Source organism: Bombella sp. ESL0380 (assembly GCF_009725805.1).
GTDB classification, from domain to species: domain Bacteria; phylum Pseudomonadota; class Alphaproteobacteria; order Acetobacterales; family Acetobacteraceae; genus Bombella; species Bombella apis.
This window is the reverse complement of sequence record NZ_WNIH01000005.1, coordinates 81,072-97,316: the sequence shown is the minus strand read 5'-3', so window position 1 is coordinate 97,316 and position 16,245 is coordinate 81,072. Positions and strand designations below refer to the sequence as shown.

Below are 16,245 nucleotides of genomic sequence, written 5' to 3'. Positions count from 1 at the left end.
TACTCTGGGAACCGCCTGGGAGCCCGGCCTAGCCGAGGCGCTTCAGCTGGGCGGCAATGAGCTGCCGGGCATCCACACCCTGCGTCTGGGCGGCGAAGCTGATGCCCAGGCGGTGAGCCAGAACAGGCTCGGCCAGCACACGGACATCTTCCATCGAGGGGGAGAGACGGCCATGCAGCATGGCCCGTGCCCGGCTGGCAATCATCAGGGCCTGGGCAGCACGAGGGCCGGGGCCGTAATCCAGTGACTGACGGACCTCGGCACTGGCTGTTTCATCCTGTGGCCGCAGGCCCCGGACAATGGTCAGGATGGCTTCCACGACCGTTTCCCCGACCGGCAGCGTGCGGACGAGTTTCTGGGTGGCCAGAAGCTCTGCGGTGGAAAAGATGCGTTCAGCCTTCCGTTTCGTGGCCCCTGTGGTCTGGAGCAGCATCCGGCGCTCGGCCTCCCGTGCCGGAAAATCCAGCGGAATACGCATCATGAAACGGTCAAGCTGGGCTTCTGGCAGGGGGTAGGTTCCTTCCTGCTCGATGGGGTTCTGGGTGGCCAGAACATGAAATGGCTTGGGCAGGGGCCATGTTTTGCCACCCTGCGTGACGTGCCCTTCTGCCATGGCCTGAAGCAGGGCGGACTGGGTGCGGGGGCTGGCGCGGTTGATTTCGTCCGCCAGCACCAGCTGCCCGAAGAGGGGGCCGGGCAGGAAGCGGAAATGGCGCCTGCCCTGTTCATCCTGCTCCAGGATTTCTGCCCCGGTGATGTCGGAGGGCATGAGGTCTGGCGTGAACTGGATGCGGCTGTCTTCCAACCCCAGAACATGGGCGCAGGTATTGACCAGCAGCGTCTTCCCCAGCCCCGGCGCCCCGAGCAGCAGCGCATGGCCCCCCCCCAGCAGGGTTGTGAGGACATGCTCGATGACCGTTTCCTGCCCGAGGACGATTCGGCCAATTTCCTGTACGAGCGTTTTCAGCCTGGGGGCCAGCCCATCAAAGGCACGGACCGTGTCATCATGGTGGAACGCCCTGTCCTGGGGGGAGGATGTCGGGCCGGAGGCAGAAGGATGCTGGGTCATTACAGATTCGGAAACAGAGGGTAGGGGGGTTTTAACAGGCCGGGATCATTCCCAACTCTGGGGCAGGCGGTAAGCTACCATGTAAGAGGCCCTTTTAAAAAGAGAGGGTCGCAGGAAAGTGGCACACCATCATGCAGGTCCATCGTGATGGAAGGACGGAAAGGGAGGAGATCATGAGCATCAAGTCTTATGAGAGACCGGTGCCCCCGCTGGAGGGGCCGGATGAGGCCGTGATGTCCGAGGACGAGATGGTCCTGCACCTGCCTTTCCATATCCGGCGGGACGGGACATGGCTGTACCGGGGGACGCCCATCCGGCGCAAGGCCATGCTCTGCCTGTTCGCCTCCTGCCTCGACCGGGACCGCCAGGGACGTTACTGGCTGCGGACGCCGACCGAGGCTGGCGTCATACAGGTGGATGATGTTCCCTTTCTGGCGGTGGAGCTGGATTTCAGGGGCTGTTCGGAAAAGACGCAGACACTGTGCCTGCGGACCAATCTGGATGAGGTTTTCTGTGTGGATGCGGAGCATCCCCTTCTGTGTGACTGGGACCGCCCGGCTGATGGAGCGACCGTGCCCTACATCCACATGAGGACCGGAGCAGGCGGGCAGCCCATTCTGGCCCGCATCAGCCGGGCGGTCCTTTTCGAGCTGGCGGCTCTGGCCGTTCCGGGCTGCGTGGGGGGTGAACCCTGCATGGGAGTCTGGAGCCACGGGATGTTCTTCCCGCTTTCCCGCCTGCCGGATGAGACCGTGGACGACCTTGAGGAGCTGTGCGTGTGACCATCAGGACACCATCTCCGGCCACCCTTCTGGCAGCCCTGTCTGATGTGCCCGGTCACGCCGGGCTGGCCCGTATCTGGCAGGCTCTGCCGCAGGCCCGGCTGGTGGGAGGCTGCGTGCGGGACCTGCTCTGTGGTCGCGACGTGCATGATCTTGACCTGGCCAGCCCGGTTCCACCGGGAGAAGCCCAGCGGCGGCTGGAAGAGGTCGGTGCCAGGGTGATACCGACCGGCCTTGAGCATGGAACCATCACGGCGGTGATTGACCATCACCCTTATGAAATCACCACCCTGCGGCGTGATGTCAGTACCGATGGCCGCCATGCTGTCGTCGCCTGGACGGATGACTGGGAGGAAGATGCGCAGCGGCGGGACTTCACGATCAACGCCATGTCGCTGGATCAGGATGGGCAGCTGCATGATTATTTCGGCGGACTGGATGATCTCCGGGCCGGGAAGGTACGGTTTGTCGGGCAGGCGGCACGGCGCATTGAGGAGGATGCCCTGCGGTGCCTGCGGTTTTTCCGCTTTTTTGCCCGTTATGGCCGTGGCGAACCGGATGGCGAGGCCTGTCAGGCCATCATTCGCCTGCGGGAGACGATGACCCGCCTTTCAGTTGAGCGTGTGGCGATGGAGCTGCTGAAAATCCTGTCAGGCCCGCAGCTTCTGCGAACGCTGGAACTGATGGAGGAAACGGGTACCCTTGCCGTGCTGCTGCCGCATCATGCGCCCCTGTCTGGTCTGGAGCGTCTTCTGGCCTGTGGTGATCCTGCCGAGCCGCTGCATCGTCTTGCCGTCCTGTATCCACCCGGCGGAGGGGACGGGCAGGGCATGGCGGATGTTGGTGCCCATCTGAAACTCTCCAATGAGAGCCGGGACATGCTGGCCGCTTTTGCCAGATTCGGGCCGGAACTGGCGGTCACGCTGGATGATGACGACATCCGGCGGGTTCTTTTCCAGCAGGACAGGTCCATCCTGCTGCTGCGAAGCTGGCTGGTGCAGGCGCAGGAGCTGGGACGGCCTGATGGGAGCTGGAATGAGCTGCGGCACCGGCTGGAAACCGTGGAGCAGCCCGTTTTCCCTCTGGCGGGGCGGGACCTGATTGCTCTGGGTGTGAAACCGGGGCCGGAAATGGGGCGGTGGTTGAAACAGACGCAGCACTGGTGGCTCACACAGGGCTGCCGTCCCGATGCCGGGGCATGTCGGGACTGGGTGAGCCACCAGCTTTCCCCTTCCTGAGGGGGCTGCTAGAAGGTCTGCATGACACAGCAGACAGGCAGGCACCCTGCGGACAGGGCAGCGTATGAGGCAACCTTCCCCCTGATGCGGAGGCTCTGGCGGGAGGACATTGCCCGGCACCGGCTCATGCTGCTGGCCGTGTTCGTGCTGACGGTCGTCATGGCCCTGCTGACGGCGGCCTATCCGCTTGTCATCAAGCGGGCGATCGACATGTTCACGGCACATGATCCCCGCATCCTGTATCAGATTCCCCTGCTGGTTGTGGTCGTGACGGGGGCCAAGGCTCTGGCCCAGTATGGGCAGAATGTCTGCGTGCAGGCACTGGTCCTTCAGGTCGTGCGGCGTCTTCAGGAACGCATGTTCATCCATGCCCTGAAGGCGGATGTGGCCCGGATTGAAAGAGAGGCTCCCGCCCGCTGGGCGGCCCGCTTCACCACGGATGCCCTCGCCATGAGGGAAGCCCTGACACGTTCGGTCAATGCGCTGGGGGACGTCATCACCATCATCGGGCTTGTCGCCTCCATGATCTGGACGGACTGGGAACTGAGCCTGATTGCGGTCGTGCTGTATCCTCTGGCCATCATTCCCGTGCAGAAGCTCGGGCGGCGGGTGCGCCGGGCCTCCGGCGGGATGCAGGAGCAGGTCGGGGAAGCCTCGGCCCTGCTGACGGAAAGCTTCTCCCTGTCCCGGCAGATACGCATCTACCGGATGGAGGAGCATGAGCATCACCGCATCGGTTCGGCTCTCGACAGGCTGCATGACATGTTCTTCCGTATTGCCAGCAACCGTGCCCGTCTGGATCCGATGCTGGAGGTCATCGGTGGTGTGGCGATCGCTTTCGTGCTGGGGTTTGCGGGCTGGCGTGCCGCCACGGGCGGGGCCACGCTGGGGGACTTCACGGCCTTCATTGCTGCCCTGTTTGCGGCCTCACGTCCTCTGCGTGCCCTGGGGTCGCTCAACACCTCCATGCAGGAAGGATTGGCCGGGCTGGGACGTATCTTTGCCGTGATTGATGAACCGGCCAGCGTGCAGGAACAGCCGGAGGCCCGGCCCCTGCCGGAAGGGCCGGGGCACCTTGTGTTCAGGGATGTATCCTATCGTTTTCAGGATGGGCATCATGCCCTGAAAAATATATCTCTGGATGTGAGGCCGGGGCAGAGCGTGGCTCTGGTCGGGCCGAGCGGGGCGGGGAAATCTACCATGCTGGCCCTGATCCCCCGTCTTTTTGACGTGACGGAAGGGACGATCACGCTGGAGGGGGTGGACATACGGTCCCTCACGCTGGCCAGCCTGCGGGATCATCTGGCCTATGTCAGTCAGGAAACGGCCCTGTTCGACATGAGCGTGCGGGAGAACATCCATCTTGGCCGTCCTTCTGCGACACGGGAGGAGGTGGAGGCACTCTGCCGGATGGCGGCACTGGATTTCGTGCATGATCTGCCGGAAGGGCTGGAAACCATCATCGGTCCCGGTGGGCAGAGGCTCTCGGGTGGGCAGAGACAGCGCATCATGCTGGCCCGTGCCCTGCTGCGTAACCCCCGCCTGCTGCTGCTGGATGAGGCCACGAGTGCGCTGGACTCAGAAAACGAGGCCCGTGTGCAGGAGGCTCTGGCCCAGCTCCGGCAGGGGCGGACGACGCTCATCGTGGCGCATCGGCTCTCCACCGTGCAGAGTGTCGATCACATCGTGGTGCTGGATCAGGGCCAGATTGTCGAGACGGGCACCCATGCCCAGCTCATGGCCAGGGCCGGACTTTACGCCCGGCTGGTGAAGGCTCAGGCTCTGGACGCCGCCCGGTAGATGGCAAGAATGTCGGGCAGGAGCCGTTCGTAGACGTCCTTCTTGAAGCCCAGATTGTACTTGCCGCTCAGGACATCCTCCGGTGGCACCCAACGCCATGTGGTGAACTCGATTTCCTCAAACGTGTCGAGCCTGATGTCGCTGTCCTGGCCGGTGAAGCGGAAGAGGAACCACTGCTGTTTCTGCCCCCGATACTTCCCGTGCAGGGCCTTGCCGATAAGGTGGTCCGGCAGGTCGTAGAGAAACCAGCCCTCACGCTTACCGATCATGGTGGCGTTGTTTGTGCCAATCTCTTCTTTCATTTCCCGCCAGACGGCCTGTTCCGGCTCTTCGCCCTCATCAATGCCGCCCTGCGGAAACTGCCAGATGTCCCCCGGCAGGTCCGCACGGCGGGCCATGAAGATTTCGCCTTTCCCATTGAAGAGGACGATGCCGACATTGGGGCGGTAGGCCAGTGTTTCACGCAGGGACATGGGCTTATTTCTTCGTCTTTGCTGCACTGTCGTCCTTGGCCTCATCAGGGGCCGTGTCGTGGGACTGTGGCGGCAGTTGTGGATGGACGAGCAGGGCGGCCTCATGGGCTGCATCAGCCCCGCCAGTCTGGGCATTGATGAAATGCAGGGCCTGCTGGAGCTGGAAGTCCGTTTCCGGCTTCGTGGGGTCGAAGGCAGGCCATTTGGCAGGGGGCAGACGTTCCACGGTCTTGGCGAAAGCGGGCAGGTCCGTCCGTGGGGCCTCCTTGGGCAGTTTGCCATCCGTGTTGGTGATGGTGTGGGCGAGGTCGGCCTCATGGTATGTAAAGAGGCTGTCATCATCCCGGCTGGCCAGAACGGGCACATCCGGCGTGATGCCCAGCCCCTGGATGGACCGGCCCGACGGCGTGTAATAACGGGCGGTTGTCAGCCGGATGGCCCCCTGGTCGGCAATGGGGATGATCGTCTGGACGGACCCCTTGCCGAAGGTCCGGTCTCCCATGATGATGGCCCGGCGATGGTCCTTCAGCGCACCGGCCACGATCTCGCTGGCAGAGGCCGAGCCGGCGTTGGTCAGGACAATGATGGGCAGGCCGTGGGTGATGTCCTTGCCGACACCATCCCAATGCTGGTTGCCCTCGGGGTGGCGGCCACGGATGGAGACGATCTCTCCATCCTTGATGAAGTCACGGGCCACGGCGATGGCCTGGTCCAGCTTCCCGCCGGGGTCGGAGCGGAGGTCCAGCACGAGGCCGTTCAGTGTCTTGCCGGGCGTCTTGGCAACGGACTGGACCAGCTTGCCGTAAGCCTTGCGCATCTCCTTTTCCAGCGAATCATCAAATTCACTCAGGCGGATATAGCCCGTCTGCCCATAGAGGGCGGAACGGACGATCTGCACATGGATGATCTCCCGTGTCAGGGTCAGGTTCTGCTGCTTGCCAGTTTTGGGGCGCAGGATGGTCAGGGTGATCTGCGTTCCCGGCTTGCCCCGCATCTTGCGGACGGCCTGATCCAGCGTGAGGTTGGCGATGCTCTTGTTGTCCACCATGGTGATGACATCGCCGGACTGGATGCCCGCTTTGGCGGCCGGTGTGCCATCAATGGGGGAGACGACCCGTACATGCCCGGCATCGCCCTGCACCTGTAGCCCAAGCCCACCAAACTGGCCGGACATCTCATCCTGCATGTCCTTGAGCTGCTGGGCATCCATGAAGGAAGAGTGAGGGTCCAGATTGCTGATCATTCCGTCAATGGCATTGCGGATGAGCTTCTTGTTGGGAAGGGGAGAGACATATTCCGAATGGGCAATGTCCATCACCGTGCCCAGCAGTGTCAGCATACGGACGGTTTCAGCATTGTTGCTGTCGCTGCTGTTGGCCGGCGTGTTGCTGTCCTTGTGTGTGATCTCCTGCGCCCAGGCGGGGGGGACGAGTGACGGGCGACTGGCAAAAAAGGCACCAGAGGCAACACCCATGGCTGAACAGGCAAGACCCAGCATAAGGCCAGTGCGGAAGTTCATGGTCGGTCTATTCCTTAACATTTAGAAGACAGGCGGTTCGCTGCGATCAATATGAGAGGGCCCTGGCCCGGAGACATGATGGAGGCAGCTTACAGTGTTTTCGGCACGGGTGAAACTCCCGGCAGGACTCAGCATGGCCTCAGAAGAAATGGGCTGGATCCATGAGCTTTGTTCCCTGCCGCAGCTGTACGAAGAGGAGAGGGTCCCGGGTGGGCATCTGGCCGATCACGCCCCCCTGCTGGACGGACTGGCCGCTCTGTAGCTGGAGCGTGCCAAGACCGGCCAGAACAAGTCGCTGTTTCTGCCCGCAGTCCAGAATCACCATGGGGCCGAAGGAGCGGAAGGCCCCGCTGAAGAGCAGGCGGCCCGTGCAGGGGGCGGTCACAGGGGCGGAAGGAGCCGTCTGGTAGGTCAGCCCCGTGGCGGGGCCAGCCTCGGTAGGCTGTGCCCAGCGTGTGACGATGCGCCCCTGCACAGGGGCCCGTGCAGAGCCCCGCATCAGCCCTTTGCCGGGGTTGAAGCTGCGGTCCTGCTGCTCCACTTCCTGTTCCTTGTGGCGCTGGTGCAGCTTGTGGAACCGGGCCTTCTGGGCCCGCAGGCGGCGGCGTGTTTCAGCTTCCTGCCGGGCCAGGACGGTGATGATGGCTGTCAGGGCCTCCGTGCTCTGGCGGGCCTGTGTCAGTAGAGCCTGCTGCTTCAGCAGGGTCTGCTGGGCCTGTTCCGATTTTATGGCCGCCTGCTCGGCCCGGCTTTCTGCCTCGTTCTGGCTGGTCTGGAGGCGGGTTTCCTGTGCTGTGATGGTACGGCTCTGGTCTGTCAGCCGCATCTGCTCTCTCTGGAGATGGGTCTGCCGCTGGATGTTGTCTGCCATGGCGTCCCGGTTCTGCTGGTGGCGCAGGGCGAGAAGGGCAAAAGGAACTGCAGGGCTGATGGCTGGATTGTCTGGTGGCATAAGAAGGGCGAGTTCTGGCGTGGTGTTCATCTGCTGGAGGGCAGGAAGACGTGTGGCTTCATCCAGAAGAATGGTGTTTTCTTCGGCTTTCAGCTGGTCATTGCCAGTACTGAGCTGGTCCAGCTGAGCTGAAACCTTTGTGAGGTGACGTTCCACGAGCATGTGCTGCCGGGCCAGTCTGGCCTGCTTCTGGCGCAGGCGGGCCAGCTGACGGGCACTGAGATGCGCCTGGGCTTCAGCCTTGCGGGTTTCTTCTTCCTTCTGCTGGAGCAGCTGGGCTTTCTGGGCCAGAAGCTGCTGAAGATTCCGCCGTGCAGCCCGTGCCTTGCGGATGCCAGCCTCCGTGGTGGGAATGGGCGTGTTTGATCCCCACAGAGTACCGGCCTGGTCTGGGGCGGCATGGGCCTGATGCTGGTCGGCAAGGCAGGTCAGCATCAGGCAAGGCAGCAGCCAGCAGAGGGCGAGGGATGTGCTGGTGCGTTTCGGGAGCATGAGCCTGCCTGGGAATCCCTTTCCGGGTGGGATGGTATGGGGCTTGAAAAACACATCTGACAGCATGAGATCAGTCAGGCAGGAATGAGTGACAGGGACATGCGGGACAGATGCGATGATTGGTTTTCGTATGTCTTTTGTGGCGGAGAATGGGCTGTCTGTCCAGCCGGAGGGGCGGGATGGTGCCCCGGAGAGGAGTGGAGATGAAAGACCAGACATCTGAAAAAGCAGCCGTCTGTGGCTGTGGGCCGCTCAGTGAAGCGCAGAAGCATGTCCTGCATGGTCATGGGACCGAGCCGCCGGGTTCCAGCCCGCTGAATGGTGAGAAACGGCCCGGTCATTACGACTGTGCCGCCTGCGGGAAGAGGCTGTTCAGCTCGACGGCGAAATATGAGAGCGGATCAGGCTGGCCGTCTTTCTTCCGGGCCGTGCCCGGGGCGGTGGGCGAGCGTGAGGACCGCAGTCTCGGCATGGTGCGGGTGGAGATACATTGCGCAGGCTGTCACGGTCATCTGGGGCATGTCTTCCCTGATGGCCCCCCGCCCACGGGGCTGCGTTACTGCACCAATGGTCTGGCCCTTCATTTCGTCCCGGACGAAGAGGGAGCCTGAACGCAAAAAAGGGAGTGGCCCCGTCTCACACGGGCAGGACCACTCCCTTCTGCTTCAGAGGACGTTCCGGGGGTCAGTCCCGTTCGACGTGGTAATGGCGGGAGAGTTCCCGCTCGATTTCCAGGGCATGTTCCGTGTCACGGGCTTCGATCATCACCACCAGCTCTGCCGTCTGCACGGAAGGGGCGGCGAAGAGGCGGTGATGGGAGACCTCGATGATGTTGCCACCATAGCTGCCAATCTTCTCGGAGATGGCGGCCAGCAGGCCGGGGCGGTCGGGAATCTGGAAGATCAGCCGCAGGATGCGTCCTTCTCTCAGCAGGGAGCGGAGGATGACATGGGCAAGGATGCGGGCATTGATGTTGCCGCCGGAGATGGGAAAGCCTACCTTCTTGCCCCTGAAGAGGTCATGATTGGCCAGAATGGCGGCCAGTGGCGTGGCTCCGGCCCCTTCGCCCACCTGACGGGCCTTCTCGGCCAGCGTCGTGATGGCGCTTTCGACCTGGAGTTCGTTGACGACGAACACGCCATCAAGGTTCCTGCCAATGACATCCAGGCAGTGATGGCCCGGCTGGACGACGGCGATGCCCTCGGCAATGGTTGACCCGCCGGGAACGGAGCGGAGCGGTTCCGGATAGGCTCCCAGTGGGGAATAGCCTTCCACCTGCACGCCATAGAGCTTCGTCTTCGGGCTGAGTTCTTTCAGTACGGTGACGAAACCGGCCATGAGGCCACCTCCACCGATCGGCACCACGATGGCGTCCAGATCGGGCGCATCCTCAATCATTTCCAGAGCGCAGGTGCCCTGTCCGGCGATGACGGCAGGATCATTAAAGGGGTGGATGAGGGTCTGGCCTTCTTCCTGACGGATTTTTTCGGCCGTTTTCACGGCCTCGTCGAAATTCTCGCCCGCCAGAACGACTCTGGCTCCCCAGCTCTGGGTGGCGGCCACCTTGGTGGCGGGGGTGAAACGGGGCATGACGATGGTGGCTTCCACGCCCAGAAGGCTGGCCTGCCGCCCTACGCCCTGGGCATGGTTGCCTGCCGAGACGGTGATGACACCCCGTTTGCGTTCCTCGGGCGTGAGCAGGGCCATGCGGTTGGCCGCTCCACGCTCCTTGAAGGAGCCAATGGCCTGAAGATTTTCCAGCTTGATGATAATCTCTGCTTCCGTCAGCCGGGAAAGGGCCACATTGCTGATCGTGGGCGTACGGGCAATGGTGGCGGCAATGCGCTTCTGGGCGTCTTTGACGTCGTTGAAGGTCAGGCTGGTCTTGGAAGCAGAGTCCGGCATTATTTGTAGATCACTTTCAGAACTTCATAGGTACGGTCCCCGCCCGGTGCCGGGACGGAAACGCTGTCCCCAGCTTCCTTCCCGATGAGGGCTTTGGCAAGGGGGGAGGAGATGGAAATGCGGTGCTGCTTGATGTCAGCTTCGTGAGCGCCGACGATCTGGTAGGTGCTTTCCTTGTCGGTTTCCTCATCCACCAGCTCGACCGTGGCACCGAACTGGATGCGGCTGCCGGAGAGGGTCGTGGGGTCGATCACCTCGGCCGTGGAGATCAGGCTCTCCAGCTCCAGCACCCGCCCCTCGATGAAGGACTGACGCTCCCGGGCGGCGTGGTATTCCGCATTCTCGGAGAGGTCCCCGTGGGAGCGGGCTTCTGCAATGGCCCGGATGACGGCGGGGCGTTCCTCTGATTTGAGCTGGCGCAGCTCATCCTCAAGGCGTTTCAGTCCTTGGGCGGTCATGGGGCTTTTCTGCATGGAGGGAATCCTCGCACTGGTACAAAGAGATGAATGGCACACCGCCCCGCCCCCTTCCACATGGAGCGGAAAAGGGCGGGGCGGCATACGCTGTGGCGGACAGGATAACCAGCACGCCATGCGTGCTGCAAGCCTTCTCTTAGAAGGCGCCGTGGAAATAGGATTGCAGCGGCGCCACATCCGGCTCCTTCTGCTTCAGGACAGAGATGGCATAGGTTGCTGCCCGGGCACCGGCGATGGTCGTGTAATGGGGTACGTTCATCGTCAGGGCGGAGCGGCGGATGTCAAAGCTGTCCCGGGCGGACTGGCCACCCTGGGCGGTGTTGATGACCATTTGCACCTCGTTGGAGTGGATGGCATCCACACAGTGTGGGCGACCTTCCAGCACCTTGTTGACACGGGTGACCGGAATACCGGCTTCCTTGAGCCGGTCCGCCGTGCCACGGGTGGCAAGAATGGTGAAGCCCATCTCCACCAGCTTGCGGGCCAGTGGCTGCACATGGGCCTTGTCGCTCTCCCGGACGGAGAGGAAGACGGTGCCTGTCCGGGGGAGTTTCACGCCTGCGGCCAGCTGGGATTTGGCAAAGGCCATCTCGAAGTTGGCATCCAGCCCCATTACCTCACCAGTGGAGCGCATTTCCGGCCCGAGGATCGTATCAACGCCGGAGAAGCGGTTGAAGGGGAAGACCGCTTCCTTGACGGCCACATGTGGGGCGACGGACCGGCCTTCCAGCGGGAACTCGGACAGTCTGGCTCCGGCCATGATCCGGGCCCCGATCTTGGCGACCGGCACACCCGTGGCCTTGGCCACGAAAGGCACCGTGCGGGAGGCACGGGGATTGACCTCCAGAACGAACACCTCGTCATCCTTGATGGCGAACTGCACGTTCATCAGTCCACGGATGCCCAGCTCACGGGCCATGGCTTCGGTCTGGGCCTTCAGCTCCGTCACCAGAGCCGGGGAGAGCGTGTAGGGCGGCAGGGAGCAGGCAGAGTCGCCAGAGTGGATTCCGGCTTCCTCGATATGCTCCATCACCCCGGCGACATAGACATCATGACCATCGGCAATGCAGTCCACGTCGGCCTCGATGGCCTCATTCAGGTAGTGATCCAGCAGGACTGGCCCGGTGGAGACATCCTCACCGGCGGCACGCAGGACGGTGTTGAGGTAATGGGAAAGACCGGCCCTGTCATAGACGATCTCCATTGCACGGCCACCCAGCACGTAGGAGGGACGGGCCACGACCGGATAGCCGACTTCCTCGGCGATCTTCAGGGCCTCGTCGGGGGTGCGGGCAATGCCGTTGCGGGGCTGGCGCAGGCCCAGCTTGCGCAGCATGGCCTGGAAGCGTTCCCGGTCCTCGGCACGGTCGATGGCATCGGCCGGGGTGCCCAGCAGGGTGATGCCCGCTTCCTCCAGCGCACGGGAGAGCTTCAGCGGGGTCTGCCCACCATACTGCACGATGCAGCCCAGAACGGTGCCGTTCGTCATCTCCTTCTTCACGAGGCTGATGACGTCCTCGGCCGTCAGCGGCTCGAAATAGAGACGGTCGGACGTGTCATAGTCCGTGGAGACGGTTTCCGGGTTGCAGTTGACCATGATCGTCTCGAAACCGGCCTCACGCAGGGCGTAGGCGGCATGGACGCAGCAGTAGTCGAACTCGATGCCCTGACCGATCCGGTTGGGGCCACCGCCGAGGATGACGATTTTCTGTTTGTCCGTCGGGCGGCTCTCACAGTCCGGGATGCCGAAGCCCCCTTCATAGGTGGAATACAGATACGGTGTGTCAGAAGAGAACTCGGCTGCACAGGTGTCGATCCGGCGATAGACGGGCAGCACGTCCAGCTTCGTGCGCAGGGCGACGACGTCCTTCACGCTTTTGCCGCTCAGGCGGGCAAGCTGCTGGTCGGAGAAGCCCTGGGCCTTGATCTGGCGCAGGCTGATGGCGTCATCCGGCAGGCCGTTCGCTTCGATCTCACGTTCCGTCGCAATGATGCCTTCCAGCTGGCGGAGGAACCACGGCTCGAAATGGCAGGCTTCCTGAATGTCCTCCAGTGAGAGACCGGCCCGGAAGGCCTGGGCGGCCATGAGGATGCGTTCCGGCCGTGGCTCGGAGAGGGCGGCACGGTAGGCATCCGGGGAGCCATCGCCGGGGGCTTCCACAGGGTCCAGACCTGTCAGGCCCGTCTCCATGGAGCGCAGGCCCTTCTGAAGGGATTCGGCGAAGCTGCGGCCCACGGCCATCGCCTCACCGACGGATTTCATGGAGGTGGAGAGCAGGGCCGGCGTGCTGGGGAATTTCTCGAAGGTGAAGCGGGGAATTTTCGTGACGACATAGTCGATTGTCGGCTCGAAGCTGGCCGGGATGGTGCCGGTGATGTCGTTCGTCAGCTCATCCAGAGTGTAGCCCACGGCCAGCTTGGCGGCGATCTTGGCGATCGGGAAGCCGGTAGCCTTGGAGGCCAGGGCGGAGGAGCGGGACACGCGGGGGTTCATCTCGATGACGACCATGCGGCCATCCTTCGGATTCACGCCGAACTGCACGTTGGAACCACCCGTCTCCACGCCGATGGCCCGCAGGCAGGCGATGGAGACATCACGCATCCGCTGGTATTCCTTGTCCGTCAGCGTCATGGCCGGGGCCACGGTGATGGAATCCCCGGTATGGACGCCCATCGGGTCGATGTTCTCGATGGAGCAGACGATGATGCAGTTGTCCGCCACGTCACGGACCACTTCCATCTCGTACTCTTTCCAGCCGATGACGGATTCTTCGATCAGCACCTCGGTGGTGGGGGAGGCATCCAGCCCGCTGGCCACGATCTGGGAGAATTCCTCCCGGTTATAGGCGATACCACCGCCGGAGCCGCCCATGGTGAAGGACGGACGGATGATGGCAGGCAGGCCGATATGCTCCAGGGCCGTGCGGGCTTCGTCCAGCGTGTGGGCGATGGCACTGCGGGGGCTTTCCACGCCGATGGCATCCATGGCCTCACGGAACTTCAGGCGGTCCTCGGCACGGTCGATCACGTCAGCCCGTGCGCCGATCAGCTCCACGCCGTGCCTGGTGAGGAAGCCGGACTTGTCCAGCGCCATGGCGGCATTCAGGGCCGTCTGGCCACCCATGGTCGGCAGGACGGCGTCGGGCTTCTCCTTGAGGATGATGCGCTCGACAAATTCCGGCGTGATGGGCTCGATGTAGGTGGCATCAGCCAGACCGGGGTCGGTCATGATGGTGGCCGGGTTGGAGTTCAGGAGGATGACACGGTAGCCTTCCTCCTTCAGGGCCTTGCAGGCCTGTGCGCCGGAATAGTCGAACTCGCAGGCCTGCCCGATGACGATGGGGCCAGCACCGATGATGAGGATGGAGCGGATGTCTGTGCGTTTGGGCATGGGTCAGGCTCCTGCCTTGCTGGTTGTGCGGGCTGCGGCGCGGCGGTCCATCACGGCGACAAACCGCTCGAAGAGGTAGAAACTGTCGGTCGGGCCGGGGCTGGCTTCCGGATGGTACTGGACGGAGAAGGCTTCCTTCACGGTGGAAGCCAGTCCTTCGTTCGAGCCGTCAAACAGGCTGACATGCGTCACCCTGACGGTATCGGGCAGGGACTTCTCATCCACGGCGAAGCCGTGATTCTGGCTGGTGATTTCCACCCGGCCCGTCGTGAGGTCCTTCACCGGCTGGTTGGCCCCACGGTGGCCACGGTCCAGCTTGTAGGTCGTGCCGCCCAGTGCCCGGGCCAGAAGCTGGTGGCCGAGGCAGATGCCGAAGACCGGAATGTCCGCCTCCATGACGGCCTGGATGGCCGGGACAGCATAGACGGCCGTGGCGGCGGGGTCGGCCGGACCGTTGGAGAGGAAGACGCCTTCCGGCTTCAGGGCGAGGATCTCCTCACCCGTGGCGGTGCCGGGGAGGACATGCACCTCACAGCCAGCAGCAACGAGGCTGCGGAGGATGTTGTCTTTTGCTCCGTAATCCAGAGCCACGACACGGCGTTTCACGGCCCGCTCGGGGCGGGTGTTGTGCCATGTGGTTTTCGTCCAGCTGCGGGCGGGCTGGGCAACCTCCTTCACAAGGTCCATCCCTTCCAGACCGGGCCATTCTGCAGCCTTCTGGCGCAGGGCGGCGAGGTCGAAGCGGCCATCTTTCGGGTAGAAAAGCAGGGCGTTCTGCGGCCCCTTGTCCCGCAGCAGGCGGGTGATGCCCCGTGTGTCCACACCGCTGATGCCGGCCCGCCCGTGGGCTTTCAGCCAGTCCTGCAGTGGCTGGATGGACCGCCAGCTGGCCGGGGCGGTGACATCTTCTTTCACCACGAGGCCGAGGGCCGCCATGGTGGGGGCCTCGTCATCATCCCCGTTGGTGCCGACATTGCCGATATGGGGGAAGGTGAAGGTGATGATCTGTCCGGCGAAGGAAGGGTCTGTCAGTGTTTCCTGATAGCCCGTCATGCCGGTGGAGAAGCAGAGCTCGCCTGCGGCACCGTCATTGAAAGCCCCGAAACCACGGCCCCAGAAATGGGAGCCATCCGCCAGCACGAGGACGGCCGTTGCGCCTCTGGGGGGCATGTCATCGGTAGGGTGGGTCATGGCGGATGTCTCCTCTGACGTCTCGTTCAGGTCGGCCAGGGTGATCCCCGGCACATGAAGCAGGGCAGGCCAGTGTTTTGTGGGTATCATACCAGCCTGCCGCCACTTGCGCACGGCCTCGGTGCTGACACCGGTAAGCTGGGCGATTTCAGCCGCACCGCCTGCTTTCTTGATGAGTGAATCGACGTTCATCTGTCTGCTGCTCTGCCTCGTGCCCTGTCTGTTCTGAACCCGGATGGGCCTGTCCCTTCATAGGGCAGCCAGAGCGTGATGGGAAGTTTTTTCCCATATGGAGGGAGAGTGCCGGAATACAAGCAATGGTGGGAAGTTTTTTCCCGCATCTGTGACTGCTCCCTGTGGACTCCTGCAATATCGACAGGATAGTGCAGGGCTGGTACCTCTTACGCTCCTTTATGGAACTTATAAACTCATCATTAAGAGAGAGAACCATCATGTCACTCCGTACCCGTATCATGGATGATCTCAAGGCAGCCATGAAGGCCGGTCAGTCTGACCGTGTGGCGCAGATCCGTGCCATTTCCGCAAAGATCAAGGACCTTGATGTCGCTGCCCGGGCCAAGAGTGGGGAGGTGAGTGAGGATGATATCCTTCTGGCCCTGCGTTCCATGATCAAGACACGCACGGAGTCTGCGGCCATGTACCATCAGGGCAACCGGCCCGAACTGGCCGCCAAGGAAGAGGCGGAAATCGAGACCATCCGCAACTATCTCCCGGCGGAACTGTCCGAAGATGCCCTGAAAGAAGCCATTGCCGAGGCCGTGAAGGAAACAGGTGCCGAGGGCATGAAGGACATGGGCAAGGTGATGGGTGTGCTGAAAGGTCGCTTCGGTGCGGCACTGGATGCCGGACGGGCCAGCGGTCTTGTCAAGGCCCATCTCGGCTGACGGTTTTTCCGCTTTGCGGACCGGAGTGTGAAAACCCCGCCTGATGAAACAG

At 62.9% G+C, this 16,245-nt stretch carries 13 protein-coding genes; 5 read left to right on the top strand and 8 right to left on the bottom strand.

Annotated features, from left to right (window positions below; all coding sequences use genetic code 11):
• Window positions 1-28: 28 nt before the first annotated feature.
• Window positions 29-1,069 (bottom strand): MoxR family ATPase, encoded by a 1,041-nt coding sequence (locus GM608_RS06125; RefSeq protein ID WP_052348866.1) that lies wholly within the window; start codon window positions 1,067-1,069, stop codon window positions 29-31.
• Between the two features lie 233 nt (window positions 1,070-1,302).
• On the opposite strand from GM608_RS06125, the gene GM608_RS06120 reads away from it, so the two are divergent.
• From GM608_RS06120 to GM608_RS06110, 3 genes are read left to right on the top strand one after another with little or no spacing between them, the layout of a single operon-like run.
• A complete protein-coding gene (locus GM608_RS06120) occupies window positions 1,303-1,851 on the top strand; it encodes a DUF1285 domain-containing protein (RefSeq protein ID WP_086442113.1) in 549 nt (182 codons plus the stop codon).
• The gene (locus tag GM608_RS06115) at window positions 1,848-3,089 is read left to right on the top strand and encodes a CCA tRNA nucleotidyltransferase (RefSeq protein WP_333645229.1); all 1,242 of its coding nucleotides are present in this window, start codon (window positions 1,848-1,850) and stop codon (window positions 3,087-3,089) included. The genes GM608_RS06120 and GM608_RS06115 overlap by 4 nt, the downstream gene beginning before the upstream one ends.
• Before the next feature lie 21 nt (window positions 3,090-3,110).
• A complete protein-coding gene (locus tag GM608_RS06110; protein ID WP_333645227.1) occupies window positions 3,111-4,889 on the top strand; it encodes an ABC transporter ATP-binding protein in 1,779 nt (592 codons plus the stop codon).
• On the opposite strand, the gene GM608_RS06105 is transcribed toward GM608_RS06110, so the two are convergent.
• From GM608_RS06105 to GM608_RS06095, 3 genes are all read right to left on the bottom strand, one after another.
• The gene (locus GM608_RS06105) at window positions 4,865-5,362 is read right to left on the bottom strand and encodes an RNA pyrophosphohydrolase (RefSeq protein WP_333645226.1); all 498 of its coding nucleotides are present in this window, start codon (window positions 5,360-5,362) and stop codon (window positions 4,865-4,867) included. The genes GM608_RS06110 and GM608_RS06105 overlap by 25 nt on opposite strands.
• 4 nt (window positions 5,363-5,366) lie before the next feature.
• Window positions 5,367-6,881: a S41 family peptidase gene (locus tag GM608_RS06100; RefSeq protein ID WP_333645225.1), complete on the bottom strand. Its 1,515-nt coding sequence runs from the start codon at window positions 6,879-6,881 to the stop codon at window positions 5,367-5,369.
• Between the two features lie 139 nt (window positions 6,882-7,020).
• Window positions 7,021-8,325, bottom strand: a complete 1,305-nt coding sequence (locus GM608_RS06095) for a murein hydrolase activator EnvC (protein ID WP_282799793.1) — start codon at window positions 8,323-8,325, stop codon at window positions 7,021-7,023.
• A gap of 203 nt (window positions 8,326-8,528) precedes the next feature.
• On the opposite strand from GM608_RS06095, the gene msrB reads away from it, so the two are divergent.
• Complete coding sequence (gene msrB / locus GM608_RS06090; RefSeq protein WP_043557880.1) at window positions 8,529-8,936, top strand: peptide-methionine (R)-S-oxide reductase MsrB; 408 nt, start codon at window positions 8,529-8,531, stop codon at window positions 8,934-8,936.
• Between the two features lie 73 nt (window positions 8,937-9,009).
• Here msrB and GM608_RS06085 read toward each other — a convergent pair whose 3' ends face one another.
• From GM608_RS06085 to carA, 4 genes are all read right to left on the bottom strand, one after another.
• Window positions 9,010-10,230, bottom strand: coding sequence for a threonine ammonia-lyase (locus GM608_RS06085; RefSeq protein WP_043557881.1), 1,221 nt, complete (start codon window positions 10,228-10,230; stop codon window positions 9,010-9,012).
• Window positions 10,230-10,703, bottom strand: coding sequence for a transcription elongation factor GreA (greA, locus tag GM608_RS06080; protein WP_043557883.1), 474 nt, complete (start codon window positions 10,701-10,703; stop codon window positions 10,230-10,232). The genes GM608_RS06085 and greA overlap by 1 nt, the downstream gene beginning before the upstream one ends.
• Before the next feature lie 139 nt (window positions 10,704-10,842).
• A complete protein-coding gene (gene carB, locus GM608_RS06075) occupies window positions 10,843-14,097 on the bottom strand; it encodes a carbamoyl-phosphate synthase large subunit (RefSeq protein ID WP_081562870.1) in 3,255 nt (1,084 codons plus the stop codon).
• 3 nt (window positions 14,098-14,100) lie between these two features.
• The gene (gene carA, locus GM608_RS06070) at window positions 14,101-15,480 is read right to left on the bottom strand and encodes a glutamine-hydrolyzing carbamoyl-phosphate synthase small subunit (protein ID WP_043557887.1); all 1,380 of its coding nucleotides are present in this window, start codon (window positions 15,478-15,480) and stop codon (window positions 14,101-14,103) included.
• Between the two features lie 260 nt (window positions 15,481-15,740).
• Between carA and GM608_RS06065 the strand changes: the two genes are divergently transcribed.
• Window positions 15,741-16,193 carry a GatB/YqeY domain-containing protein gene (locus GM608_RS06065; protein WP_043557888.1) on the top strand — a complete coding sequence of 151 codons (453 nt, stop codon included), beginning with the start codon at window positions 15,741-15,743 and terminating at the stop codon, window positions 16,191-16,193.
• Window positions 16,194-16,245: the final 52 nt, after the last annotated feature.